Genomic DNA, 24,153 nt, shown 5'->3' on the forward strand with positions numbered 1-24,153 from the left:
GTCGTATCAGTCGGCCGAGTTCACGTACACGTCGAAGCTGTAGAATCGGCCGTCGTACTTCAGGTAGATACCGGTCTCGAACCGCGAGCGCTGGCGTTCGGGGTCGGCGTCCAGCAGGTCGTGGCGCTCCAGTCTCTGGAGCAGGCCGCGGTACTCCTCGGACAGCGGTGTCGTCTCCTCGTACTCGCCCGCGGCGGCCCGCTGGAACAGCCGCCGCTGGTCGTCCGGGAGCGGTTCGTCGACGCGAACGTCGACCAGCGCGCCGTCGAGGGCCCGCTCGAAGGCGGCCTCCGAGTCGGCGACTTCGAGGGCCATCGCGGTGTAGACCGGTTCCTCGAGTGGCACCTGTGTGACCGACACTTCGAGGATCGTGTCGTGGACCACGACGTGCTGGTGGTCCGGGTCTGGGGCCAGTTCGCTCTCGCCGTCGTCGAGGAACCGGTAGACGGAGCCACCCTCCTCGACGATGTCGTGGGGGTAGCCGCCGCCGTACTCGCGAGCGCGGGCGACCACGTACGCCGGGAACACGGCGCGGGCGTCGATCGGCGGGAGGTCCTCGCGCTCGATCGCCGCGGGCGGGTCGTCGAGTTCGTCGCGCCGGCCGACCCACTCCAGTCGCAGGACCGACCGCTCGATCTCGCGCAGGCCGGTCGTCGTCGAGTGGAGTTCGTAGTAGGTGCCATCGTGTTCGACGTAGGTCTGCTCGTCGGGAACCAGATCGTAGCCGACAGTGGTGTATCGCTCCCCATCGAGGACCGCGTCGTAGAGGCGGCGTTGCTCGGCTGCCCAGGGCGCGTCGCCGTCGTCGGGCGACCAGCCGACCCTGTCGAGCAGCGTCTCGCCGATCTCGTCGACCGAGAGCGTGTAGGACAACTGTGGTTCGTCGACGGTCGATTCGAGCGCGGAACAGCCGGCCAGCGAGCCGACGCCAGCGAGACCGACGGCTGTCAGGAGGGAACGCCGGGACCAATCGGACATACACAGTGGTGACACGCCGTCCGGCAAATGTATTGTGACCGACCGGTCCCGGCTGGCGGGGACGGACTCGTCACTGGGGGCAGTCGGCAGCATTAGCGAGACGATACGGGCCGACGTTCGCGAGGCGCGTCGGTGTTCTGTCTGTGGGTTGGGACGCACGGCGGGGACTCGACCGCACGACAGCACAGTGGCGCTCCGTCGGCGTCAGTCGCGAGATCACACCCCGTGGTAAGTTCTCAATACTGATGTGGCGGTCTGTCGTGTACCGTCACATGTCCGGAACTCGCAGTACGCTCGCTCTGCTGTGTGTGGGGCTACTCGTGTCTGCAGGCGCGGTGGGTACCGCTGGGGGCCAGTCGACAGAGCAGGAGACGTTGACGGTCACCGTCGTCGACCGCGACGACGAATCGCTGGGAGGTATCGACCTGACGATATCGTGGGAAGCGGCTGGAGGGGGCTCGATCAACGAGACGACCCGTGCGAACGGACAGGTCCTGGTCGACGTACCTGCGGGGGCAGACGTGACGATCACAGTCCACGACGATCGGTACGTGCGCAACGAGCCGTTCACCGTCGAGAACGCGACGACTGAAGCTGTGACGGTGCCGGCCACCGCGGCCGGAACCGCTGCGATCGAGGTCGTCGACGCCGACGGGCCGGTCGACGACGCAGTCGTGGGGCTCTCCCGCTCTGGCACCACCGTGATGGATACCCGCACGAACGACAGCGGAACGGCCACGTCTCAGATGATCGAACAGGGGACATACACGCTGATCGTCCGGAAGGACGGCTATCTCCGTAACCGGACGCGACTGACCGTGGACGGTGACGTGACCCGTCGGGTAGAGATAAAGCAGGCGTCCCGGCTGGTGACGTTCGCCGTCGTCGACGACCACTTCGAGGAACCACGTGCGGTCAGCGACGCCCAGATTACCGTCGCCGGGAACACCGTCACCACGCTCTCGGACGGCGAAGCGACGATCCAGCTTCCGGTCAACAGCGACTACGAGGTCGAAGTCACGAAGGACGGCTACGAGACGGTCTCCCGGTCGCTGACGGTCCGGGAGTCGACGGTCCGACAGAACGTCTCGCTCCAGCGCATCGACTCGATCTCGGTCGAGCCAGACCAGACACAGGTCGTCGTGGGACAGTCGGTACGCGTGACGGTCACCGACGAGTACGGTGCCGCCGTCGAGAATGCGAGCATCGCGGTCGGCGACGACACCGTCGGCCAGACGGACGAGAACGGCGAGGTCACCGTTCCCGTGAACAGTGCGGGCGAGACAGTGATCGAAGCGACCAGCGGTGATCTTGGGGCGACAGCGACCGTCGAGGGCGTCGATCCGAACGCCGACGCCGAGACGACGACAGCGGGCGACACGGCGACCGCTACCGAACAGACGACCACGGAGCCGACCAGCCTCACCGGGCCGGGCTTTACTGTACTCGGAGCGTTGTTGGCCGGACTGGTCGGGATCGCACTGCTCGCACGCCGACTGTAGCCCGGAGTGCGCCACCCTTAATTCGCCGAGGCACCCACTCCTGAGCAATGACTGTCATCGAGGGCGTTCACGAGGATCGCGGCGCGACGTTCCGGACGATGGGCGGGAACCGCGTCGTCGCCAACTACGGTCGCCCCGAACGAGTCCACCGGGCGGTCCGGCAGGTCGTCGGCGTGATCGAGATGGGGTACGGCGTCGTCACGGTCACCGGCGACGACCGGATCGACTTCGTCGACAACGCCGTCTCGAACCGCGTCCCGACGACCGACGGCGAGGGTAGCTACTCGCTGCTGCTCGACCCGCAGGGCCACGTCGAGACCGAGCTCTACGTCTACAACGCGGGCGAGCGACTGCTGCTTTTCGTCCCGCCGGCCCGCGCCGAGCCGCTCGTCGAGGACTGGCGCGAGAAGACGTTCATCCAGGACGTGACGATCACCGACGCGACCGACGAGTTCGCGGTCTTCGGGGTCCACGGCCCCAAGGCGACGGAGAAGATCGCGAGCGTCCTCAACAAGACCGCGACGCCCGAAACGCCGCTCTCGTTCGTCCGCGGGTCGATGGTCGACGCCGGTGTGACCGTCGTGCGCAGCGACGGGCTGGTCGGCGAGGAGGGGTTCGAGGTCGTCTGCAGCGCCGACGTGGCCCGCGACGTGTACGACACGCTGGAGAACCGCGGGCTCAACGCCGCCCCCTTCGGCTACGACACGTGGGACGCGCTGACCCTGGAGGCGGGGACGCCGCTGTTCGACACCGAGATCGAGGGCCAGATTCCGAACGTCGTCGGCCTCGACAACGGCGTCGACTACGAGAAAGGCTGTTTCGTCGGACAGGAGGTCGTCTCCCGGGTCCACAACCGGGGGCGGCCCTCGAAGCGACTCGTCGGACTCACCTGTGGTGTCGTCCCCGCGTCGGGTGCCGCGGTCTTCGTCGACGACGCCAGCGTCGGCGCGGTGACGCGGGCCGTCGAGAGCCCGACCCGCGAGGAACCGATCGCCCTCGCAAGCGTCGACTACGAGCTGCCCGACGGGACGCTGTCGGTCCGGGTCGACGGCGAGGAAGTCGAGGCTGCGGTCGCCGACCTGCCCTTCGTCACCGGTTCGGACGAGTCCGCGCGGCTTCCGCGGTACGCCGAATAGGACAACGGCCGACCGGTCGGAGAGCGTCGATCAGTACGACTCGGTTTCGAGGGCAGAGACCCGCTCGAAGTGTTCGTCTCGCGTGACGAGCGACGCGCCATTGTGTCGGCAGACGGCGGCGATGAGCGTGTCGCCGAGATTGATTCGCTCTCCGGCATCGAGGAGTTCGGCTTCGATCAGAGCGGCTTCCCTCGTCACTGGTTCGGACAACGGGAGTGGCTCGAGCCAGTCGAGCGCGGATGCAACGCGCTCGATCCCGTCGACACCGTCGGTCCGAGCGGCCCCGCGATACACCTCGAAGAGCGCCAGCGACGGCGTGAAAAGGGGCTTGTCTTCGTGGGCTTCGAGGTACGCCCCAGCAGCGTCGACGCCGTCGAGGTAATCCAGGAGAAAACAGGTGTCGAACGCGATCATCGTTCGGATCGTTCTCGGAGGTCGCCATCCAGATCGTCACGCGTCGCCGTGACGGCTTCCCGAAAGCCGTCGACGCCGCTCATCGCTCCGAATCCTTTCATCACGTCGCGGTCGCTCCCGGTGAGACGGTTGATCACGTCGGTGAAGCTCTCGTCTTCGCGTTTGTGTTCCCGTAATCGCTCGTACGCTTCGTCCGTGATCGTGAGACTCTTCGTGCCCATAGATGTACGTGTAGGTGTATACCCAGTTATAGCTTCTGCGCTCGCACGGCTGGGCAGGCGACGAAAACAGCGGCTGCCCGTCACGGAGCGCCTTCAGGACCGACCCAGTAGCGCTTTCAGTTGCTCGCGAGAGAACAGCGTCGACGGGCGGTCCATGTGGACGCCGATCTCACCCTCGAAGGCTCGCATGCCCGCTTTCTGGACCACACCGGGCAGCGAGTAGCCGGCACGCACGAGGTGGCCCAGTCGGATGTCGGTCCGGAGGTCGTCGCGCCAGGCTCGCTCGTAGTCGCCCAACGTCCCCGGCCTGTCGGGATCGATCTCGCGGGCCGCGTGGTCAGCGGCGGTCATGCCATAGAGGATGCCCCCGCCGGTGAACGGCTTCGTCTGGGCCGCGGCGTCGCCGATCAGGAACGAGCGGCGGCCGGTGACGCGCTTCGGTGGCCCGATCGGGATGAGCCCCGAGCAGCGCCGGTCCGTGTCGACGCCGTACTCCGCGGTGAACGACTCGAAGCGCTCGCTCACGTCGTGGCCGGGCGGGGTCGCTAGTCCGTACTCGACGCCGGCTTCGCCGCGGGGAATGCGCCACGCGAAGAACCGTGGCACGGAGAGGTGTACGTCGACGAAGTGCTGGCGGTCGACCGTCTCGGTGAAGCCGAGCACCCCGTGGAGGAGTTCACCGGGTTCGGGCAGGTCGAGCGCGCGCCGGACGCGAGACTGCGGGCCGTCACACCCCGCGACCATCCGCGCGTCGTGAGTCGCCGTCCCGTCGGGACCGCGGACCTCGACGGTGACGCGATCGGTGTGTTCGGTCACGTCGAGCACCGTGTGGTCCTCCCGCAGATCGACGCCGGCCTCGCGAGCGCAGTCGGCCAGCCGCCGGTCCAACCCCACGCGGTCGATGACGTTCGAGATCACCTCGTCCTTGTAGAAGCGGTGGGCCTCGCTGTCGGGGCCGCCGCGATGGAACCGGGCACCGCGAATCTCGTTCTGGAAGAGTTCGTCGCGGGCGTCGTCGGGGACGAACTCCCAGATATCGGTGCTGACGTGGCCCGAGCAGGCGAGTGGCTCGCCGACGGTGCCCTGTTCGAAGGCGAGCACGTCGTGGCCGGCCTCACTCGCCCGCCGGGCGAACCGCGCGCCCGCCGGCCCGCAGCCAACGACGACGAAATCGTGCATACCGACGAGTCGGCCAGCCGAGACAAATACCTTGTCAGTTGCCCTTTTGCCGGTCGACTCCCGAAGGCCACACATGGCAGGCTACCAGCCAGGCGTCTGTAACATCGGTCGGGACGAACGACGCAAGCGACGCGTCGCCGGGATCGCCGGCTTCCTCGGTGCGGCGGCCTACGTCGCGGCGGTGCTGTGGTTCGGGCTCTCAGAGCGGTACCTGCTGGGCAGTTTCGCCTTCCTCTTTGGCGGCTTCGTCGGCGTCTTCCAGGACTACGTTCGCTTCTGTGTCGCCTTCGGAGCCCTGGCACGGTACGACCTCTCCGGATCGGCCGACGATGCCGGCAGCGTCACCGACGCCGAAGCCGTCGCACGCGACCGCAAACGCGCAGTGCAGATTCTCGCTGCCGCCGCCGTCTCGGCCGCCGTCGTCACCGGGATCGTCTACGGCGTCGTCGCCGTCCTGTAGCGATCGTCGGTGTGATAGGAGTGCCTCACTAGCGGGGCAGATACTATAAGTGGGATGGCGTACAACCCGAATATATGCTCGGTTCCCGGAGTTCCCGGGACGTCGTCACCTGCATCGCCTGCGGGGAGTCGGTCTCCCGGTCCGACGCGCGCGAGTACGACAAACACGGCGACCGCTGGGACCGCACGGACAAGGAGTTCGAGTACCTGTGCAAGCCCTGTCACAGTGACCTGACCCACCAGCCACGACCCGGGCTGGAAGACCTCCTCGAAACAGTCGAAGCAGACGCCGACGATCGGGACTCGTTCCTCCAGCGGTACGTCGAACTGGCCGAAGAGAAACGCCGCTAACGGCGGTCGTCTTTTCGAGGCGCTCCTTGCTGTTCGCGAGTCGCCGCTCTGCACCGCACAGCCCCGCTGCTCACGGCTCACTCCGTTCACCGCTCGCATTTCCGAGGGCCGCGGTTCACTGCGTTCACCGCGCCCCTCGCTCACAACGCATATCTGTCCACTCCCCGTACCCAGCGCCATGACAGACGAGGACGCGCAGGCCGAGGCCGGCACGCCGGAGGGGCAAGGCCCCGTCGAGATCGACGAGGAGATGGCCCGTCACATGGCCAACAAGCGCGAGGAGCTGTTCGAGAAGTTCGAGATCCGCGACGCGTTCCCGCCCGAGGTGATGGAGGAGGCCGAAGCGCGGACCACCGACGTGCAGGCCGAGATCGCCGACGAGGTCGACGAGCGCGAGGACCTGCGAGAGCTGACGACGTGGACCACGGACCCGATCGACGCACAGGACTTCGACGACGCCATCTCCGTCGAGGAGCGAGACGACGAGTACGTCCTGTGGGTCCACATCGCCGACGTGACCCACTACGTCAACCCGGATACGGCGATGTGGGAGGAGGCCGTCGAGCGAGGCAACACCGTCTACCTGCCCGGCTACACCATCCACATGCTGCCGCCGATGCTGGCCGAGACGGTCTGTTCGCTCGTCCCCAACGAGGATCGGCTGGCCCACACCGTCGAGATGCACCTCGACAAGGACGATCTGGGCTACGAGGAGATCGACATCTACAAGTCTGTGATCCGCAGCGACGCCCGACTCACCTACACCGAGGCCGAGCGCCTGCTCGACGAGCCCGAGACCGCCGAGGAACTGCTCGAAGACCAGCGCGTCGACCTGGCCGAAAAGACCGAACTCATCTGGAACCTCGCGGACGCGATGCACGAACAGCGCAAGGAGGAGGGATCGCTCGTGCTCAACCCCGCCCGAGACCGTGCCCACACCATCATCGAGGAGTGTATGCTCAAGGCCAACAAGGCCGTCACACACGAGCTGATGTGGGATCGCGGCGTCGAGGCGATGTATCGGGTCCACCCCCAGCCCAGTCCCGAAGAGTGGGACGAGGCCCTCGTCGAGATCCAGGAACTCGACGGCGTCTCGATCCCCGGCGACGCCTGGGACGACCCACGGAAGGCCGTCAACGCGACACTGGAGCAGGCACCGGGCCGACAGCTGGACAAGATCCAGTGGGCCGTCATGAAGGTGATGCCCCGCGCGAAGTACATGAACGACCCCTTCGGCGGCCACCACGCCCTGAACTTCGAGATCTACGGGCACTTCACCTCGCCGATCCGACGGCTCTCGGACCTGATCAACCACTGGATCGTCTACACGAACGACGTGCCAGAGGACCTGATCGCGCTGTGTGACCGCGCCAGCGACAAGCAGAAGGCGGCCGAGACCTGCGAGCGCGAGTACAAGCAGTTCCTCGAAGAGATCGGTCTCGATCCCTCTGCGGTGAACAATCGCGGGCTGGAAGTAGTGGACGAGGACTGATCGACCCAGCGAGCAGTCCGTTCTGTAAGTCGTCGATCAGTGCGATTGCAGACGACGACTCACTCCCCAGAATCGTCGGTGCGGTCGAGATATCGCGTGCCCCACTCGTCCATCGCAGTGACCACTTGCTCCAGCTCTTCGCCCCACTCCGTCAGCGAGTACTCCACCCGGACCGGCTTGTCGTCGATGACGGTCCGGTGGACGATATCGCGTTCCTGTAGGTCGTCGAGGCTCTCGGAGAGGACCTTGTCCGAGATCCCGTCCACGCTCTCTTTCAGGTCGTTGAAACCGAGCGGTCCGTCGCGCAGCAACTCGACGACGATGCGTGGGTGCCACTTTTTCCCCACGATCGCCGCCGCCGCAGTCAGTGGGCCCATGTCGTGTCCCCCGTTTCCCACCGAGTACTCGTCCCCCGTTCTGTCCATGCAGTGTACGGCGGGCCCCCGCCAAATAAATACTGCAGTTCCCGGAGAGTATTTTTCGTGAGTCGATGTGTGGAACGGCCGTCGGTGAATGAGCGCGGGTCGAATAATATTGAAATTATACGAGAGTTATTCGAGAGTGTGTCGAGTGACCACGTGGTGTGTTCGGAGCGGTTTATCGGCGTAGGATTTTAGTGAGAATCGTACGTAGAGACACACGAGGAGGTGAATAGTGATGACTGCCAGTACGAAACGGAGACTGCCTCGGAACAGTAATCGAACTGCGTTGTCGCGGTACGACCTCGTGCTGGCCGTCATTCCGACGGCCTTCGTCGTCGCGCTGCTGTCGAACGTCCTCTTTGGCATCCCGCTCCGAACGGTGTTGCCGGCCAGTTCGCTGGTCGGCGTCCTCGCGCTCGCCGACACGCTGTACTTCAATCCGCCGATCGACGGGACCTGAGACGGACGGGCGAGCAACCCCTGTGCGTCGGAACCGCTGGTGATCGGTGCATCGAAGCGGTAGGGACAGACCGCGAGCGAGTGCAGACGGCGGGATCTCGCCAACCTGGTTGGGCACACGTTTTATGAGTCTGGTTACCGTATATAACAGTCACGTGACCATCTCACTCTCGTCGGTCGACCGTTTCAATCCCGACGAGGCAACCGGATTCGACGACTGGCACCGCCTGTAGATCCCGACAAAATGCACTTCCAATGGTAGACACTGACGATATCAAGACGAGTAAATCGATTCAACAGCGCACTGGCCGGACCTTCCACCTGGCGACCCGCGTGCTCCCCAAGCGGATCCGCCACGCCACGTACGTCCTCTACGCGTTCTTCCGGGTGGCCGACGACGTGGTCGACCAGCCCGACGGTCCGGGGGCGGCGGTCCAGCACGAGCGCCTCGAAGAGATCCGAGAGGCCGCCCTCGGCCACGCCTCGGCGACGGGCGAGGACGCGGCGGTGCTGGAAGCGTTCGCGGAGTTGCGCGAACGTCACGACATCCCCGACGAGGAGGTCAACGTCTTCATCGACGCGATGGAGATGGACATCGCCCAGGCTCGCTACGAGACGTTCGACGACCTCGTGGAGTACATGCGCGGGTCGGCCGTCGCCGTCGGCAACATGATGATGGACGTGATGGACGTCGAACAGCAGGAGACGGCGCGGCCACACGCCGCGGCGCTGGCCGAGGCGTTCCAGCTGACGAACTTCCTCCGAGACGTGCGCGAAGACATCCACGAGTACGGTCGGGTCTACCTGCCCCAGGCGACGCTTGCGGAACACGGCGTCACCGAGGACGACCTCGCCGAGGCGAACGTCACCGACGACTTTCGGGCAGTGATGCAGACGGAGCTGGCCCGGACAGAACAGCTGTACCACGAGGGTGTCGCCGGGATCAGGTACCTCCCCGAAGACAGCCAGTTCGCCGTGCTCCTGTCGGCGGTGCTGTACGCCGAACACCACCGACTCATCAGAGCACGGGGCTACGACGTGCTCACCGAGACGCCCGAACTCACCCGCCGTCGACGACTCTGGCTGCTGGCCCGGACCTGGTGGCACTGGCGTCGCCACCACGATCCCGAGGCCGCGTTCTACGCGGTCAGTGCGATCTCCGAGCCGTCGCCCGCCGCGGAGACGCCGGTCGGCGTCCGAGATTCGAGCCAGCCGGCCTGACGCCCCGGGAGTCTACAGCGCGGTCCGGAGTTGCGACTGCCCCGTTTTACTGGCCGCAAGCAGCGTGAGCGAGCGCTCCTCGTCGGTGGGTTCGGCGGCTGACGGACGAGTGAACGAAAAACGAAAAACGAGCGAGCGTTACTTCCCGCGGCCGCGGTTGCTACGGAGGCTCGGGCGGATGTGTTCGGCACCCTTGCCGCGCGTGTCCAGTCCGCGGTTGCGCTTGCCCGCACCGGTCAGGCCGCGCAGCGCGCGGTCGGTGTGGTCGTCGTCTGCGATCCAGCCCAGGTCGTCGTCGTTCTGGATCGCGGGGTGTTCGGGGTCGACGAGGATGATCTCGTGCCACTTCTGGCGGCCGTCTTCCCCGACCCAGTAGCTGTTGAGCACGCGGAGGTTCGGGTACGTGCGAGTGGCCCGTTCCTCGGCGACGCGCTGGATGTCCTTGCGGCGCGTGATGCGGGTGACGCCCTGGCGCTTCGAGCGTCGACCGGCCGTGAATCGCTCCTTGCGAGCGCCGCCCTTGCGGACGGACGTTCGCACGACGACGACGCCCTGCTTTGCCTTGTAGCCCTGCGAGCGGGCCTTGTCGAGGCGGGTCGGGCGTTCGATGCGCTCGATAGCGCCCTCTTCGCGCCAGTCCTGCTGTCGCTGCCACTGGAGTTCGGCGAGCTTGCCGTCGTCCGGGTTCTGCCACGCTTCTCGAATGTAGGAGTACGAACTTCGTGCCATGTGTGTATCACCACGGGCGTTGCGTGGTTCAACGCCGGAATCGTCCGGAGTCACATCCCGACCTGTACGACCCGTCGATCGGTCCATGCAGGTGCCCGCTGGTGCCCGTCGTCCAGCGAGTTACCCACTGCTTCCCGGCTTGCGCCCTTAAGCCATTCGAAGCTGATCGAGACGGACCCCCCTGTGACCACCAACACGCTGATTGCTGGTCGGTCGCAACGGGTGGTATGCGCGTCGTCACGCTGTTGCCGTCGGCGACCGAGATCGTCTACGCGCTCGGCGTCGAGCCGGTCGGCGTCTCCCACGAGTGCGACTATCCCCCGGCTGCCAGCGAGCAGCCGTCGGTGAACCGCTCGCGGGTCGATCCGACGGCCGCGAGCGGCGAGATCAACGAGCAGGTCGCCGCCGCGGAGGACGAGGGAGTCTACGCCATCGAACGAGAGACCCTGGCCGCGCTCGATCCCGACCTGATCGTCACGCAGGGCGTCTGTGACGTGTGCGCCGTCGACCACGTCGTCGTCGAAGACGCGGTCGCGGAACTGGGTCTCGACGCGGAGGTACTGACACTCGACGTGCACACGCTCGACGACCTCTTCGAGTCGATCCAGCGCATCGGAGACGTACTCGGCCGTGGCGAGCGGGCGAGCGAGCTGGTCGGCGACTTGCGCTCGCGGGTGGCCGCGGTCGAGACGACGGCCGCGCGAGCCGAGGCGACGCCGAGCGTCGCCGTCCTCGACTGGACGGAGCCGGTCATGGTCGCCGGCCACTGGGTGCCCGAGATGGTCGCCAGCGCCGGTGGCGAGTACGGGCTGGAGTCGGCGGGCGCACACTCGCGGCCCCGCGAGTGGGACGAGATCAGAGCGTACGATCCCGAGCGGTTGATCGTCTCGCCCTGTGGGTTCGACCTCGCGCAGATCCGCGAGAACCTCGCGGACCTGACCGAGCGGCCGGGGTGGGCGGAGCTGTCGGCAGTCCGGAACGGACACGTCACGCTCGTCGACGGGCACCACTACGTCAACCGGTCGGGACCGCGCCTCGTCGACACGCTGGAGTTCCTCGGCTGGGCGATCCACCCGGCTCTGTTCGACCGACCGCCGAGAGACGCCGTCAGCGAACTGGAAGCGCTCCAGCATTGAGACCGGACCGCCCGGCGAACGACGAGCGCACCGTCAGTCGCCGGCAGCGTCCGGGAGCGAGCAGCGGCCGTCGTACTCGGCTTCGGTAACCGAGGACAGCACCGGCTCCGACCCACAGACCGGGCAGTCCGGGTTCGGCGCGATCGGCACCTCGTCGACGCTCATCTCGCTCGCGTCGTACACGAGCAACCGTCCGTCGAGGCTCTCGCCCTCGTCGAGGAACCACTTGACGACCTCCGTCGCCTGGAAACAGCCGATCGTCCCCGGCAACACGCCCAGCACGCCGGCAGTCGCACAGTCGGGGACGGCCCCCTCCGGCGGTGCCGACGGGAACAGACAGCGATAGCAGGGTCCCTCGCCCGAGAACGTCGTCACCTGCCCTTCGAAGCGATAGATCGCGCCGTGTGACACCGGCGTTCCGGCCAGCGTGCAGGCGTCGTTGACCAGGTACCGGGTCCCGAAGTTGTCGGACGCGTCGACGACGAGGTCGTAGTCGGCGATCAGCTCGTCGGCGTTGTCCCGCGTGAGGCGGGTCTCGTAGGTGTCGACGGTCACGTCGGGGTTGCGGTCGGCGACGAACTCGCGGGCACTGTCGACCTTCGGTCGGCCCACGTCGTCGTCGGTGTGGAGCACCTGCCGCTGGAGGTTCGACCGTTCGACCACGTCGTCGTCGACGATGCCCAGCCGTCCGATGCCCGCGGCCGCGAGGTACTGGAGCACCGGCGAGCCCAGGCCGCCGGCACCGACGACGAGGACGCTGGCGTCCAGCAGTGCCGCCTGGCCGGACGGCCCGACGTCGTCCATGATGACGTGGCGCGAGTACCGGTCGAGCTGCTCGGGATCGAGATCGACCATGGCGAAAGTGGACTGCCGAGAACAATAAGCCGTGCGCTACCGCTGGGCCTGCCAGTCGGCGACGAGCTCGTCGACGGCGCGGTTGATGTCTGCGATCTGTTCGGTCTGGTCGTCGGCTTCCTCGGCGATTGCGGCGGTCGACTCGGCGATCTCCTCGGCGGCGGCCGTCGCCTGGTCGACCATGCTCGCGACTTCCTCGGTGGAGGCGGCCTGCTGATCGGTCGCGCTCGCGACCTCCGCGATCCCGTCGTTGACCTCCCGGACCGCGTCGCCGATCTCGTCCAAGATCTCGACGGACTCCTCGACGGATTCGATCCCCTCGTCGATCTCGGCGTTGGACGTTTCGAGGCTGTCGACGGCGTTTTCGGTGTTGCCCTGTATGCGACCGACCATCTGCTCGATCTCGCTGGCCTCGGACTGGGCCTGCTCGGCGAGTGACTTGACTTCGTCGGCGACGACGGCGAAGCCTTCACCGGCTTCACCGGCACGCGCGGCCTCGATAGAGGCGTTGAGCGCCAGCATGTTCGTCTGGTCGGCGATGTCGTTGATCACCTCGACGATCTCGTCGATCTCCGCGACGCTTTGCTGGATGGTTCGGACGTCTTCGGTCACGCTGTCGGCGGCTCCCTGTATTCGCTCCATCGCACCGTACACGTTCTGTGCGTTCTCCTGGCCCCGATCGGCCAGCGCCGTCGCTTCCTGTGTCGCCGTCGAGACCTGTTCTGAGGAGGAGGCGATCTCCTCGACGGCCGCGCTGAGGTTCGACACCTCGTCGGCGATCTGGCTCATCCCCTCGTGCTGTTCGGCCGCTCGGCCCCGGATGTCGTCGACTTCCGTCGCGATGTCTTCGGACGACGCCTGTAGTTCGGCGATCGAGCTCTGGATCTCGCTGGCAGCCTCGTTGTCGTAGCCCGCCTGCCGATCCACCCGCTGCTCGATCTGATCGTCGATGTCCGTATCGAGGTCCTCGTCGATGTCACTGGCTGTCGAGAGGTCCGGCTCCGCCTGGGGCTCGGTGTCTGACATTGGTAGCCGTTTGCCGCAGTTCGGTTAAAAATGGTGTGCCCAACAGAATCAAACGAGAGAATCGGCCGACGTCGTCGGAGCTTCAGCAGTCGTACAGGTCGCGGTACTTCGACTCGGCGTACTCGAGGAAGTAGTCGGCGGTGAAGGGTTCGCCGGTCGCTTCCTGGATGAGGTCGTCGGTCTCGTAGCGTGCGCCGTGGCTGTGGACGTTGTCCGTGAGCCACGCGTGGAGGTCGTCGAACTCGCCGTCGCGGAGCTGTCCGTCCAGATCGCCGATGTCGTCTTCGGCGGCGGCGAACAGCTGTGCGGCGAGCACCGACCCCAGCGAGTACGTCGGGAAGTAGCCAAAGGAGCCGTGGCTCCAGTGGATGTCCTGCAGGCACCCCTCGGCGTCGGTCTCGGGCCGGACTCCGAGGTACTCCTCCATCTTGTCGTTCCAGACCTGCGGTACCTCGGACACGTCGAGGTCGCCGTGGATCAGGTCCCGCTCGATCTCGAAGCGCAAGACGATGTGCATGTGGTAGGTCAGTTCGTCGGCCTCGACGCGGATGAGGTTGTCCGGGTGGACCGTGTTGGCCGCCTCGTAGTACTCACGGGGCGTGGCCGACGTACCGAGGTGGTCCTCGACGGTCGGCGCGAAGCCCTCCCAGAACGGCTGGGAACGCCCGACGTGGTTCTCCCAGAGTCGAGACTGGGACTCGTGGACCGAGAGATCTCGGGACTCGCCCAGCGGCGTCCCGTAGTGTTCGTCGGGGAGCCCGAGCGTGTAGGTCGCGTGGCCGAACTCGTGGATCGTCGAACTGAGTGCTCCGAGTGGGTCCGCCGGATCGAACCGCGTGGTCACGCGGGCGTCGAACTGCGTCCCCGTCGAGAAGGGATGGGGAGCGGTGTCGAGTCGCCCGCGGTCCCAGTCGTAGCCGAGATAGTCCAGGGCCGACCGGACCAGGTCCTCCTGTGAGGCCTCGTCGTAGCTCCCCTCGAAGGGATCGGCCAGCGTCACGTCGCTGTCTTCGATGTCGTCGATCAGTGGGACGAGCGTGTCGCGGAGGTCTTCGAGTGCCGCCTCGGCGGTGTCGAGGCCGAGGTACGGCTCGTACTCCTCGAACAGCACCGCGTAGGGGTCGCGGTCGGGGTCGATCGCCTCGGCGTACTCGCGCTTGAGCTGGACCAGCTCTTCGAGCGTGTCGGCGTAGATCTCGAAGTCGTCCTCGGCCCTGGCCTCCTCCCAGACCGGGAGCGCGTTCGAGGTCGCCTCCGAGATCTGCTGAACGAGGTCGCTCGGCACCTTCACGGCGCGGTCGTGCTGCCGACGGACTTCCCGAATGACGGCCTCCTGTTCGGGATCGAGGTCCGATCCCTCGAGTTCGTCCAGCCACTCCGCCACGTCGTCGTCGGTCAGGAGGTCGTGCGAGAGGGTCGACAGCGCCGCCGACTGCTTCGAACGGGCGGGTGTCCCCTCGTCGGGCATCATCACTTCCTGGTCCCACTGCAGGACGCCGGCGGCGTCGCCGACGTAGGTCAACTGCTCCACGTGGGCCCGGAACTGCTCGTAGGTGTCTGGCGTCTCCGCCTCGGCGTCAGGGTCGGCTTCCGTTGCCATACGCTCGCATAACGGCGGCGACCCTATAGACCCGACGCTCCCGTCACTCTCTCACTCAGGAGCAGTCGTGGAGAATATGGATCCTATAGACGATTTTCGAGTGGATGGTGTCCTCAATTTCACGACGGCAGCAATATCAGTGGGCCCTGCTGAACGAGTCTATCTATACGAATGTGCGTTTTATTATCATCAGTTCTGTCCTCAGGTGAGTATACCGAGAATAAGATGTGGAAACCCCTCAAAGTGAATTCAGACCTGTCTGTTTGGGGGATTCACATGCCCCCATTTCTATTAATATTATCAGTTTTAAATTGATATATTTATATTGATCCTAATTCCATCTGCTACTGTAATGTCGGATGATAATGGAGTCAATGGAGTCGACATGAATAAACGTGAGTTATTGAAAGCCATTGGATCGGTGGGTGCAACTGGTGGTTTCTTATCAACCACGGCATCAGCAGGACAAATCGGAGAAGAAGAGATTGATTTGGATGAGTTTGAAACAAAACCGATATATGAATTGGCCGTTGATGTAGCTGAGCATCCTGAACAGTCAATGCTGGCTTTCACTACGCCAGTAATTGATGAAAACCTTGGACTTTATATTGCCACGGACGTATCCAAGCCAAAGAATTCGTATCTCCCTCGAGAAGGGACTCCACCAGGTCGGCGTGCCACGGAGGTAATCAAGGTAGCGGAAGCCAAGACCGGCGCAATAATGCAACTCGAATGGCACAGCAAGACCGAAATTAGCTACTGGGAAGCTGGCGAGATAATTGCTGCTGATATCTCAGATATAACCAATGTATTAAATGGAAAAAAGAATGGACGACGGTCACATCGGAACAATTCCAAAGGCCCATCAGTGGAAATTCAGTCTCAGCCTTCGGATCGAAAAAAGAGAGTTATAAATAGGCAGACTGCTCCAGACTCTCTTCAAGGTCTTATAGAAACAAAATCCAAGACACCATCTACTCAAATAACCACGCAAGATTTTGATCCATCCCGTTGTAATATCCCAAAGCTACCACAGGTCGGTGTTGAAGAGTGCCATGATGCTGGTGGATTCGGTGAATACTGTGCAAAAACCAGCTCAATAGGCTGTATGAGAAAGCAATGCAGTTGGGGTAAGACTCCACCGCTACTTTCAGCCCCTGTGACAATTGCTAAAGGAGATGTTGGAGATGCAACAGTATTTTTAGATATGTGGGTTGGATTAGAAATTACAGATTCAGGAAAATATTGCGTCTGGCTCGGAAGTGAAGCTGCTGGGGCTTGCGTAACAGACTGTTACCAAGAACGACCTGATACGGCTGAAGCAACTAAGCTTGCAGAGGATTTCGTTCCTGAAATAGATCTTTGGGGGGCTGCGAAATTTGTTGTTGAAGTTATTGTCACACTGATAGCACTAATTATAATCGCCATCGTTGCAGCGGTCGCAGGGATAACCGGTGTAGGCGCATAGAGAACGTAGACAATATTATTGATTGCAGATCAAACAAACACACAGTACATTCCAGAATGATGAGAAAGCTCCTGCTGCTCGCTTTTGCGCATATTGTAATCATACTGACCATTTGGTTCCCGGAAAATTTTTCAAATGATGTGTTTCAAACCTGGCTGGTGGTCGTGGGTCACACCATTTCTCCAGTTTTAATTTCAGCTATTCTGTGGGATTTGAGTCGAACTGAATGGAAATTCGCCCGTTCAAACATTCATCTCCCTATAGTCTTACTTATACTTACTGCTATAATAAATGTAGTTTTTCTTTTAACTATCCCATTTCAGATGGCTGAATTGTTAATCCTTCTCGCTATTCTTCTCTCACTTCTTGTTGAAGCACGAAGTCTTTTTTACGTTTATAGCCAACTGTCGAAGAAGGATTGATTACTATCAGCGACATCCGGCTTCCAGTCAGCATGGTCCTCGCCCTCGTCTTCGTCGTGCTCGCCCCAGTCGTTCTCACCGCCACAGTCTACGGGATCGCGCTGGCCGTTCTGGGGGAACCGCTCCTCGCCGGCACCGTCGCACTCGTCTGTGGTGCTCTGCTCCTCAGTACGGAACTCCTGTTCGGCGAGCACCTCATTGAGCGTATCGCGAACGCCTCGAGGGAGAGAAGCGGCGACGAGCAGTTGGAACGAGTCATCCAGCGCTTCTCTCAGCAACTGGGTATCGTTCCGCCGACGTTGGTCGTCGAGGCAGGGGACGTCCCGACCGCGTACACGATAGACGGCCCCCTCCGGAAGCCCCAAGTCGTCGTCACCGAGGAACTGGTGGAATTGCTGGACGACGACGAACTGGCGGCCGTGCTCGCCCACGAGTGTGCCCACGTCGCGAACCGCGACGCGACGGTACTCACGATGGCTACTGTCCTGCCGACACTCCTCGGAACGGCCGCTTCTGTGGCGAATTTCCACCAGCGTGATATGCGCCGGACTCCGATTCCCTACTTCTATCCACTCATCTGCGTCTTTGCCGTCCTGTTCGGCCTGCTGACGATCGTGTGGGGGGTGACGCACGCGGTCGTCACCGTCCTCAGCCGACAGCGAGAGTATGCCGCCGACGCTGTCGCTGCCCAACTGTGCGGGGGTCCAGACACTCTTGCGAGCGCCCTCACGAAGATGCAATCCGACGTGGCGACCAGACCGGTCGAGGACCTCCGAACCCGGGTCGACAGACAGTCGTTCCAGATACTCCCGCTCGCTGAGTCCGGACGGCGTCCAGACGACCTCGCGGGGTTCGAGCCGCTCCACCCGTTGCTGATGGCCGCTTCCATCGACAACTCGTACGTCCAGCGCCTTCTGGCGACACATCCACCCACGAAGCGGCGTCTCGACAGGCTGGAACGCGACCTCGTCCGACAATCCGCGTGATCACGCGGTTTCCTGGAGGATGTCGGTGGTCGCTGACGTCGGCCGACGCGACGTTCGACCGGGCCGGCTCGTCCGCTCGGGACGCCGTCAGGAGCAGTCGTACGAGCGTGTCCCGTTCTCGACGGGGAGACGACGTGTCGTGTCCAGCAAGGACGCTCCCTCGGAGCGGACTCGAATCTGGAGGCGTGCGTCGTCGCCGACGGCGAGCGTCTCGGTGTCCTCGACGGTCCAGGACAGCAAGACACGCTCCACGCCAGTCTCTTCGAGAGTGTGTGTCGTCGACTCGTCGCGGTGGCCGAGGCTCACGTTCACCTCGAACGGCCCCGGCCCGTACCCCGACGGGACATCGACGCTCAACGGTCCGACGACGCCGACGCTGTCCGGGGGCGGTCCGGTGGAGACACACGTCTGGACACCGTCGCCAGACGGCAGCGTGAGTTCGTCGTTCAGCGTGACCCGGACCTCGCTCGCGTCGACAGTCACGTTCTCCTCGGGCGGCTGGTCAGTGACACCGCTCACCAGGGCCAGCGCCCCGAGCACGAGTGCCGTCACGACGACCAACCTGACCCCGAGGGCGAACGGGAGGCGACGCCCGAACAGCCACGAGTGGCGTTTCATTGTCGGGTGATCGACAGCGGATGAAACAAATCTTGTCATCCGGGTGACGGCGTGGAGTGACCGACGGGGAGTGAAGGTTTTACGACCGCGGTTGGAGAGGGCACAGTCATGGAACGTCAGCATATTTCGAGCGGCACCGAGTGGGAAGCCGAAGTCGGCTACTCCCGAGCGGTTCGGGTCGGGGATCGAATCGAGGTGTCGGGGACGACCGCCACCGACGAAGACGGCGCTGTCGTCGGCGTCGGCGATCCGTACGCACAGGCCACGCAGGCGATCGAGAACGTCGAGAGCGCGCTCGTCGAGGCCGGCGCGACACTCGACGAGGTGGTCAGGACGCGCATGTTCGTGACGGACATCGACTGTTACGAGGCAGTCGGTCGCGCCCATCGCGAGGCGTTCGGTGACGTGGGGCCAGCGACGAGCATGTACGAGATCGAGCGCCTCGTCGATCCGGACCTGCTCGTCGAGATCGAAGCCGTCGCAATCAGGGAGTGAACGGGCCACTCACGTGACGACGACCCGAGCGAAGCGAGTCCGCTCGACGGCAGTGTCGGCCCCCAGTTTCACGACCGATAACGAGGGGAGCAGTACTATAACTGTTCACCTGATTGGTACTAGCCATGGCACCGAGTCACACAGAGCCCTCGCGACTACTCCACGTCGGCGAACGCGAGGCGTTGCTCCGGGAGGCGAGCGGTGCAGTCGACGCCGGACAAGGCGAGGTGTCGGTGACGACCGTCGACAGTGTCGAGGCGGCCCGCGAGCAGATCGACCACGGGAACGTCGACTGCATCGTCTACGAACACGGTGCCAGCGGGGACGAACCGGGGTCGCTCCGGAAACTGGCCGATCAAGCGACGGCGACTCCGTGGCTGTTCCTGACGAGCGACGAGACGGCCGTCGACGACGCCTTGCGGGCCGGTGCGAGCGACGTGGTCGTCCTGCGTGAAGACACCGGCCGACGGCTGCTGTCTCGGCGACTGGAACAGATCCTCGCCCGAGGGCGGTCCGACGAGCGCGACGCACAGGAAGCAGGATCGACGGACAACGAAGCGTTGCGGTCGGACCAGGCTGCGACCGATCTCCTGCTTGACACGCTCGACGACGTGTTCTACCTCGTCGGCACCGACGGGACGCTCGAACGGTGGAACGAGAGCCTCAAGACCGTCACCGGCTACTCGGACGCGGAGCTGGCGGAGATGAACGCGATCGATCTCTTCGAGAAGTCGGACAAGAAACGAATCGACGAGGCCGTCGCCGAGACGCTCGAAGACGGCGCAGCGAGCGTCGAGGCGTCGTTCGTGACCACGGACGGAGAGACGATCCCCTACGAGTTCACTGGCGCGAGACTCGTCGACGACGGCGACGTGCGCGGGCTCGTCGGAATCGGACGCGACATCTCGGAACGGAAGGCCCTCGAAGCGGAACTCCGGCGGAAAGCGAGCCTGCTGGATCACATCTTCGACCAGGTGCCGACCGCGCTGTACGTCAAGGACACCGAGGCCCGTCACGTCCGGATGAGCGAGTTTCACTCGGACGCCGAGGGAACCCTCGGGAAGACGGACCCGGAGATCTACGGAGAGACGGAGTACACCGAGTCGACGTACGCCGACGACATGCGAGTCATCGAGGAGGGCGACCGGATCATCAACCAGGAGGAGTACAATCCCAGAACCGGCGAGTGGTCGCTCACGTCGAAAGTCCCCTGGCGAACGGAGGACGGCGAGATCCAGGGACTGATCGGCGTCACCCGCCTCATCACGGAGAAAAAGGAGTTCGAACAGAAGCTGAACCTCCGGAGCCGGGCGATAGCGGAAGCACCGATCGGAATCACGATCCACGACGCGATGGAGCCACCGGGCCGAATCGTCTACGCGAACGACAGCTTCCAGTCGCTGACGGGCTACGACGAGTCGGCGCTGGACGGGGAGGACCTCACGATACTGGCCGGTGCGGAGACGGAGCCCAGCCAGCTCGATCGACTCGACACCGCGTTCCACGACAGCGAGTCGAGATCGCTCGTCGCACTCCTCTACCAGAGAGACGGAACGCCGTTCTGGGGCCGTGTCACCGTGGCTCCGGTGACCGACGACGACAGGGTGACCCACTTCGTCGGGTTCCTCCAGGACGTGACAGAGACCAAAGAGCGTGCAGAAGAGATCGAGCGACGGCTCGACGAGTTCGGCGAACTCATCGCAGAGGAGCTACGGACACCGCTACAGCGTGCCGAACAGTCCGTCGCGGCGATCGCCGACCCCAGCCAGCAGGCTGCCGTCGAGAACGCAGTCGAGTCGATCCGGCGGGCCGACAAGCTCGTCGACGACTTGGCGACGGTCCACTCGTTCTCGGTCAAGTCACGCGACGTGTTCGAGACGGCGTCGACGAGCCAGAGTGAGGACCGATGAGAGGGCACGCTCGCCCGAAGACAGCCACAGACACCTGAGAGAACGGCCGATGGACTTCCCGGCAAACAGCGTCGTCGTCTTCGAGGAAAACAGGACGCGCGGAGAGCTGTATTCGCTCTGGCTCGACGAGTACGACGTGGACGTGGCCGCGACCAAACGGGAGGCCGATACGGCACTGGACGGTGCCGTCGTCGTCGCCGTCCTGAATCAGGGGTTCGCGGACGGTGCCGCCTCGAAGCTGCTGGAGATCGTCCGGTCGCGCGCACCGCTCTGTCGCGTCGTCGCGACGCGGGAGCGGTCGGACCCGTTCCCCGAACTCAACGTGGACCACCAGCTCGTCAAGCCGGTGTTCGAGGAAGAGCTGGTCGATCTCGTCGAGACGCTCCTCTGCCGGGCGAACTACCACCTCGCACTGAGTCGGTACTACCAGACGAACGTCGACCTGTCCTCCTTCGAGATCCACGACGGCGACCACCCGCCGGACAGAACCCAGTACGACGAACTCCAGCAGCGGGCCTCCAAGCTACAGAAGTTCATCGCCCGCCTGACCAAGCAGATGGAACAGGAGGACATCCGCGCCGTCAAGCGCGACATCCTCCTGGAGCGCGACATCGAGGAGACAGACAGTACAGAGAAAATCGACAGCAAGTACCGACCCGGGAAGTGTACGAACTGCGGTCAGCGGTGGGACGGCGACGCCGACGGAGAACCCGCGGTCACACAGCTCGGTGCGTACGTCTGGCGGTGTGGGGGCTGTGGCCACGTCCAGATGGCGGCAGATCCCAGCCACCAGCACGTCAACCGCTGGTAGCGGGCGACACGCGAGCGGCGAGCAACGGGCCGCTACCGCGCGATCTCACTCGCCACGTCGCGGTAGATCGCCACGCAGCGCTCCAGCACGTCGATCGAGACGGACTCGTCTGCGGTGTGGGCCTCGCCGGGCTGGGCCGGCCCGACGACGACGCAGTCGGTCCCAGCGCCCGCGAGGTTGCCGGCGTCGGTCGCGTGGGGCTTGACGACGTGTTCGGGCGTGCCGTCCTGTGTCGCGGTGGCCGCGTCCAGCACGAGGTCGGCGAAAGCCCCGTCGTCGCAGGCCATCGGCGGCAGGTCCTGGTCGACGGTCCACTCGACGCCGTCGATCGCCTCGACGCGTTCGATGGGAGCCCGCTCTCCGGGCACCGTCCGCTCGTCGACGGTCACTGCACACGATTCGGGGATGACGTTCCACGCGCTCCCGCCGTCGATCTCCGTGACGGCGACGCTCCCGCGGACCTCCCGGCCCATCACCGTCGTCGACGGGAACTGGAGGTTCCGTACCACGTCGACCGCGTCGCTGGCCCGGTAGATGGCGTTCTCGCCGCTCTCGACCTCGCTGGCGTGGGCGGCTCTGCCGGTGGCCGTGATCGTACTGCCACGGCGGCCCTTGTGGGCGACGGCGACGTCCGTGACGCCTTCGGCGGAGTAGCCCGTCGAGCCCTCGCCGACGACGGCGTAGTCGGGCGCGAACCCATCGTCGACCGCGGCCGCCGAGCCCAGACAGCCCGACTCCTCGGCGACGAACGAGACGAAGACCAGTTCCGCGTCGAGATCGGTCGCGTCGACCGACTCGAACGCCAGCATGGCGGCGGCGACCGCGCCTTTCATGTCTGCGGTTCCGCGGCCGTAAAGGCGGCCATCGCGTTGCTCGACGCGGTAGGCACCGCCGTCGGTGACCTGTGACTCGTCGGGCGGCACCACGTCGTGGTGGCCCGCCAGCGCGAGCGACGTACCGCCCGCGCCGTCGCGGGCCTGGCGGTCCTCCTGGGGGTCGACGCCCGGCCCCTTGCGCGCGAAGACGTTGCCGTGCTCGTCGCGGAAGACGGCACTGTCGGTGCGCTCGCGGAGCCACTCCTCGACGAAGTCGCCCGCGGTGGTCTCGTCCTCGTGGCTGGGGATCGAGACCAGATCGCGGGTGAGTTCGGCGACGTGCATACCCGAACAGAGAGTGGCAGATACAAAAGGCTGTAGCGACCGGCGTGGAGAGTCCACAAGAGCCATTGTGTACACGGGTGAACAGGCGTCCAATGACGACCTCGTCGGACGAGGCGACCGAGCCCGTCTTCAGTTCGGTGCCGCCCCTGCGTCGCTGGCTCAAGACGTTCGTGATCGGCCTGTGTATGGGGTCTGCCGACGCGACGCCGGGCATCTCCGGTGGCACCGTCGCACTGATTATGGGCATCTACGAGCGCCTGATCGCCGCGATCACGGCGATCACGCCCGAGCGAGCGATGCGGTTTCTCGGCGCGCTCTCGCCAGACGGCGGCGTCTCGATCCGGGAGGCCGTCGCCGTCCTCGAAGAGGTCGACGTGTGGTTCCTGCTGGCGCTGGTCGGCGGCGTCGGCACCGCCGTCGTGATCGTCGCCCGGATCGTCCACGTCGCCAGCGAGGAGACACCGGTCCTGCTGTACGGCGCGCTGTTCGGCCTGATCGGCGCGTCCGCTCTGATCTTGCTGCGAGCGCTCAGCATCGAGACCGCGACTCACGCGGTCGCCGCCGCGTCGGGGTTCGTCCTCGCGTTCGTCCTGTCCGGTCCCGCCTCGCCGCTGGGGACCGACGGACTGCTGGTCGTCTTTCTCGGCGGTGCCGTCTCGGTGAGCGCGATGATCCTGCCCGGCATCTCCGGCTCGCTCCTGCTGGTCGTGCTCGGCCAGTACGAGCGACTGTCCGGCGCGTTGACGACGTTCGTCGACGGCCTGCTGGCCGTCCTCACCGGGCGACCGGCGGCGGGACTGGTCGACGCCGGGACGGTCGTCGTCACGTTCATCCTCGGCGGGCTGGTGGGCCTGTTCACGATCTCGCGAGTGATCCGGCGAGCGCTGGACAGGAACCGGGGGGCGACGCTGGCCTTCCTCGTCGCGCTCGTCGTGGGCGCGTTGCGAGCGCCGATCACCGAACTGTCGAGCCGAGATGCAGTCACCTGGACGACCGAGACGATCGGCGTCTTCGCCGCCGCCGCGGCCGTCGGCGCAGTGGTCGTCCTCGTGCTGGACTGGTACGCCGTCGACCTCGACTTCGAGGCGGTGTGAGACCGCGAC

General features: G+C 64.7%; 25 protein-coding genes. 14 read left to right on the top strand and 11 right to left on the bottom strand.

Features of this window, described 5'->3' with window-relative positions:
• Nucleotides 1-6: 6 nt before the first annotated feature.
• Nucleotides 7-978: a hypothetical protein gene (locus AC5FRZ_RS14300; RefSeq protein WP_493564925.1), complete on the bottom strand. Its 972-nt coding sequence runs from the start codon at nt 976-978 to the stop codon at nt 7-9.
• 272 nt (nt 979-1,250) lie between these two features.
• On the opposite strand from AC5FRZ_RS14300, the gene AC5FRZ_RS14305 reads away from it, so the two are divergent.
• Nucleotides 1,251-2,480, top strand: a complete 1,230-nt coding sequence (locus AC5FRZ_RS14305; protein ID WP_493564926.1) for a carboxypeptidase regulatory-like domain-containing protein — start codon at nt 1,251-1,253, stop codon at nt 2,478-2,480.
• A gap of 47 nt (nt 2,481-2,527) precedes the next feature.
• Nucleotides 2,528-3,616, top strand: a complete 1,089-nt coding sequence (ygfZ, locus tag AC5FRZ_RS14310; RefSeq protein WP_372480231.1) for a CAF17-like 4Fe-4S cluster assembly/insertion protein YgfZ — start codon at nt 2,528-2,530, stop codon at nt 3,614-3,616.
• A gap of 30 nt (nt 3,617-3,646) precedes the next feature.
• Here ygfZ and AC5FRZ_RS14315 read toward each other — a convergent pair whose 3' ends face one another.
• From AC5FRZ_RS14315 to AC5FRZ_RS14325, 3 genes are all read right to left on the bottom strand, one after another.
• Nucleotides 3,647-4,030: a type II toxin-antitoxin system VapC family toxin gene (locus AC5FRZ_RS14315; protein WP_372480230.1), complete on the bottom strand. Its 384-nt coding sequence runs from the start codon at nt 4,028-4,030 to the stop codon at nt 3,647-3,649.
• Complete coding sequence (locus AC5FRZ_RS14320; RefSeq protein WP_012807798.1) at nt 4,027-4,251, bottom strand: antitoxin VapB family protein; 225 nt, start codon at nt 4,249-4,251, stop codon at nt 4,027-4,029. Before AC5FRZ_RS14320 ends, AC5FRZ_RS14315 begins: the two co-directional genes overlap by 4 nt.
• 93 nt (nt 4,252-4,344) lie before the next feature.
• Nucleotides 4,345-5,430 carry a geranylgeranyl reductase family protein gene (locus AC5FRZ_RS14325; RefSeq protein ID WP_493564927.1) on the bottom strand — a complete coding sequence of 362 codons (1,086 nt, stop codon included), beginning with the start codon at nt 5,428-5,430 and terminating at the stop codon, nt 4,345-4,347.
• Nucleotides 5,431-5,503: 73 nt separating this feature from the next.
• Here AC5FRZ_RS14325 and AC5FRZ_RS14330 point away from each other — a divergent pair, with 73 nt between their 5' ends.
• The 3 genes from AC5FRZ_RS14330 to AC5FRZ_RS14340 all read left to right on the top strand — a co-directional run bounded on the left by AC5FRZ_RS14330 (nt 5,504) and on the right by AC5FRZ_RS14340 (nt 7,732).
• Entirely contained in the window at nt 5,504-5,890 is a 387-nt protein-coding gene (locus AC5FRZ_RS14330) for a hypothetical protein (RefSeq protein ID WP_493564928.1), read from the top strand.
• Between the two features lie 74 nt (nt 5,891-5,964).
• Entirely contained in the window at nt 5,965-6,240 is a 276-nt protein-coding gene (locus AC5FRZ_RS14335) for a DUF7562 family protein (RefSeq protein ID WP_153554424.1), read from the top strand.
• A 178-nt stretch (nt 6,241-6,418) separates the two neighbouring features.
• Nucleotides 6,419-7,732, top strand: coding sequence for an RNB domain-containing ribonuclease (locus AC5FRZ_RS14340; protein WP_493564929.1), 1,314 nt, complete (start codon nt 6,419-6,421; stop codon nt 7,730-7,732).
• Nucleotides 7,733-7,791: 59 nt separating this feature from the next.
• Here the strand turns inward: AC5FRZ_RS14340 and AC5FRZ_RS14345 are convergent, their stop codons facing one another.
• Nucleotides 7,792-8,157: a winged helix-turn-helix transcriptional regulator gene (locus tag AC5FRZ_RS14345; protein ID WP_208627175.1), complete on the bottom strand. Its 366-nt coding sequence runs from the start codon at nt 8,155-8,157 to the stop codon at nt 7,792-7,794.
• Nucleotides 8,158-8,440: 283 nt separating this feature from the next.
• Between AC5FRZ_RS14345 and AC5FRZ_RS14350 the strand changes: the two genes are divergently transcribed.
• Both AC5FRZ_RS14350 and AC5FRZ_RS14355 read left to right on the top strand, forming a co-directional pair.
• On the top strand, nt 8,441-8,614 hold the full coding sequence (locus AC5FRZ_RS14350) for a DUF8015 family protein (protein WP_170092570.1): 174 nt from the start codon (nt 8,441-8,443) through the stop codon (nt 8,612-8,614).
• A 254-nt stretch (nt 8,615-8,868) separates the two neighbouring features.
• Nucleotides 8,869-9,834: a phytoene/squalene synthase family protein gene (locus AC5FRZ_RS14355; RefSeq protein ID WP_170092571.1), complete on the top strand. Its 966-nt coding sequence runs from the start codon at nt 8,869-8,871 to the stop codon at nt 9,832-9,834.
• A 138-nt stretch (nt 9,835-9,972) separates the two neighbouring features.
• Here the strand turns inward: AC5FRZ_RS14355 and AC5FRZ_RS14360 are convergent, their stop codons facing one another.
• The gene (locus AC5FRZ_RS14360) at nt 9,973-10,563 is read right to left on the bottom strand and encodes a 50S ribosomal protein L15e (protein WP_170092572.1); all 591 of its coding nucleotides are present in this window, start codon (nt 10,561-10,563) and stop codon (nt 9,973-9,975) included.
• 227 nt (nt 10,564-10,790) lie between these two features.
• On the opposite strand from AC5FRZ_RS14360, the gene AC5FRZ_RS14365 reads away from it, so the two are divergent.
• Nucleotides 10,791-11,699 (top strand): cobalamin-binding protein, encoded by a 909-nt coding sequence (locus AC5FRZ_RS14365; RefSeq protein ID WP_170092573.1) that lies wholly within the window; start codon nt 10,791-10,793, stop codon nt 11,697-11,699.
• Between the two features lie 33 nt (nt 11,700-11,732).
• Here AC5FRZ_RS14365 and ubaA read toward each other — a convergent pair whose 3' ends face one another.
• From ubaA to AC5FRZ_RS14380, 3 genes are all read right to left on the bottom strand, one after another.
• The gene (gene ubaA, locus AC5FRZ_RS14370) at nt 11,733-12,554 is read right to left on the bottom strand and encodes an SAMP-activating enzyme E1 (protein ID WP_208627178.1); all 822 of its coding nucleotides are present in this window, start codon (nt 12,552-12,554) and stop codon (nt 11,733-11,735) included.
• Nucleotides 12,555-12,590: 36 nt separating this feature from the next.
• A complete protein-coding gene (locus AC5FRZ_RS14375; protein ID WP_170092575.1) occupies nt 12,591-13,580 on the bottom strand; it encodes a methyl-accepting chemotaxis protein in 990 nt (329 codons plus the stop codon).
• Nucleotides 13,581-13,662: 82 nt separating this feature from the next.
• Complete coding sequence (locus AC5FRZ_RS14380; protein WP_493564930.1) at nt 13,663-15,180, bottom strand: carboxypeptidase M32; 1,518 nt, start codon at nt 15,178-15,180, stop codon at nt 13,663-13,665.
• Nucleotides 15,181-15,532: 352 nt separating this feature from the next.
• On the opposite strand from AC5FRZ_RS14380, the gene AC5FRZ_RS14385 reads away from it, so the two are divergent.
• Together AC5FRZ_RS14385 and AC5FRZ_RS14390 are read left to right on the top strand one after the other, a co-directional pair.
• On the top strand, nt 15,533-16,648 hold the full coding sequence (locus AC5FRZ_RS14385) for a hypothetical protein (protein WP_372480222.1): 1,116 nt from the start codon (nt 15,533-15,535) through the stop codon (nt 16,646-16,648).
• A 454-nt stretch (nt 16,649-17,102) separates the two neighbouring features.
• Nucleotides 17,103-18,056: a M48 family metallopeptidase gene (locus tag AC5FRZ_RS14390; protein ID WP_372480221.1), complete on the top strand. Its 954-nt coding sequence runs from the start codon at nt 17,103-17,105 to the stop codon at nt 18,054-18,056.
• Between the two features lie 87 nt (nt 18,057-18,143).
• On the opposite strand, the gene AC5FRZ_RS14395 is transcribed toward AC5FRZ_RS14390, so the two are convergent.
• On the bottom strand, nt 18,144-18,674 hold the full coding sequence (locus AC5FRZ_RS14395; RefSeq protein WP_372480220.1) for a hypothetical protein: 531 nt from the start codon (nt 18,672-18,674) through the stop codon (nt 18,144-18,146).
• Between the two features lie 108 nt (nt 18,675-18,782).
• On the opposite strand from AC5FRZ_RS14395, the gene AC5FRZ_RS14400 reads away from it, so the two are divergent.
• From AC5FRZ_RS14400 to AC5FRZ_RS14410, 3 genes are all read left to right on the top strand, one after another.
• Nucleotides 18,783-19,169: a RidA family protein gene (locus AC5FRZ_RS14400; RefSeq protein ID WP_493564931.1), complete on the top strand. Its 387-nt coding sequence runs from the start codon at nt 18,783-18,785 to the stop codon at nt 19,167-19,169.
• A 125-nt stretch (nt 19,170-19,294) separates the two neighbouring features.
• Nucleotides 19,295-21,079, top strand: a complete 1,785-nt coding sequence (locus tag AC5FRZ_RS14405; protein ID WP_493564932.1) for a PAS domain-containing protein — start codon at nt 19,295-19,297, stop codon at nt 21,077-21,079.
• A 49-nt stretch (nt 21,080-21,128) separates the two neighbouring features.
• A complete protein-coding gene (locus tag AC5FRZ_RS14410) occupies nt 21,129-21,890 on the top strand; it encodes a response regulator receiver protein (protein WP_493564933.1) in 762 nt (253 codons plus the stop codon).
• 32 nt (nt 21,891-21,922) lie between these two features.
• Here the strand turns inward: AC5FRZ_RS14410 and AC5FRZ_RS14415 are convergent, their stop codons facing one another.
• On the bottom strand, nt 21,923-23,050 hold the full coding sequence (locus AC5FRZ_RS14415) for a M20 family metallopeptidase (protein WP_493564934.1): 1,128 nt from the start codon (nt 23,048-23,050) through the stop codon (nt 21,923-21,925).
• A gap of 92 nt (nt 23,051-23,142) precedes the next feature.
• Here AC5FRZ_RS14415 and AC5FRZ_RS14420 point away from each other — a divergent pair, with 92 nt between their 5' ends.
• On the top strand, nt 23,143-24,144 hold the full coding sequence (locus tag AC5FRZ_RS14420) for a DUF368 domain-containing protein (protein WP_493564935.1): 1,002 nt from the start codon (nt 23,143-23,145) through the stop codon (nt 24,142-24,144).
• Nucleotides 24,145-24,153: the final 9 nt, after the last annotated feature.

This window comes from Halomicrobium sp. HArcht1-1 (genome assembly GCF_058933285.1).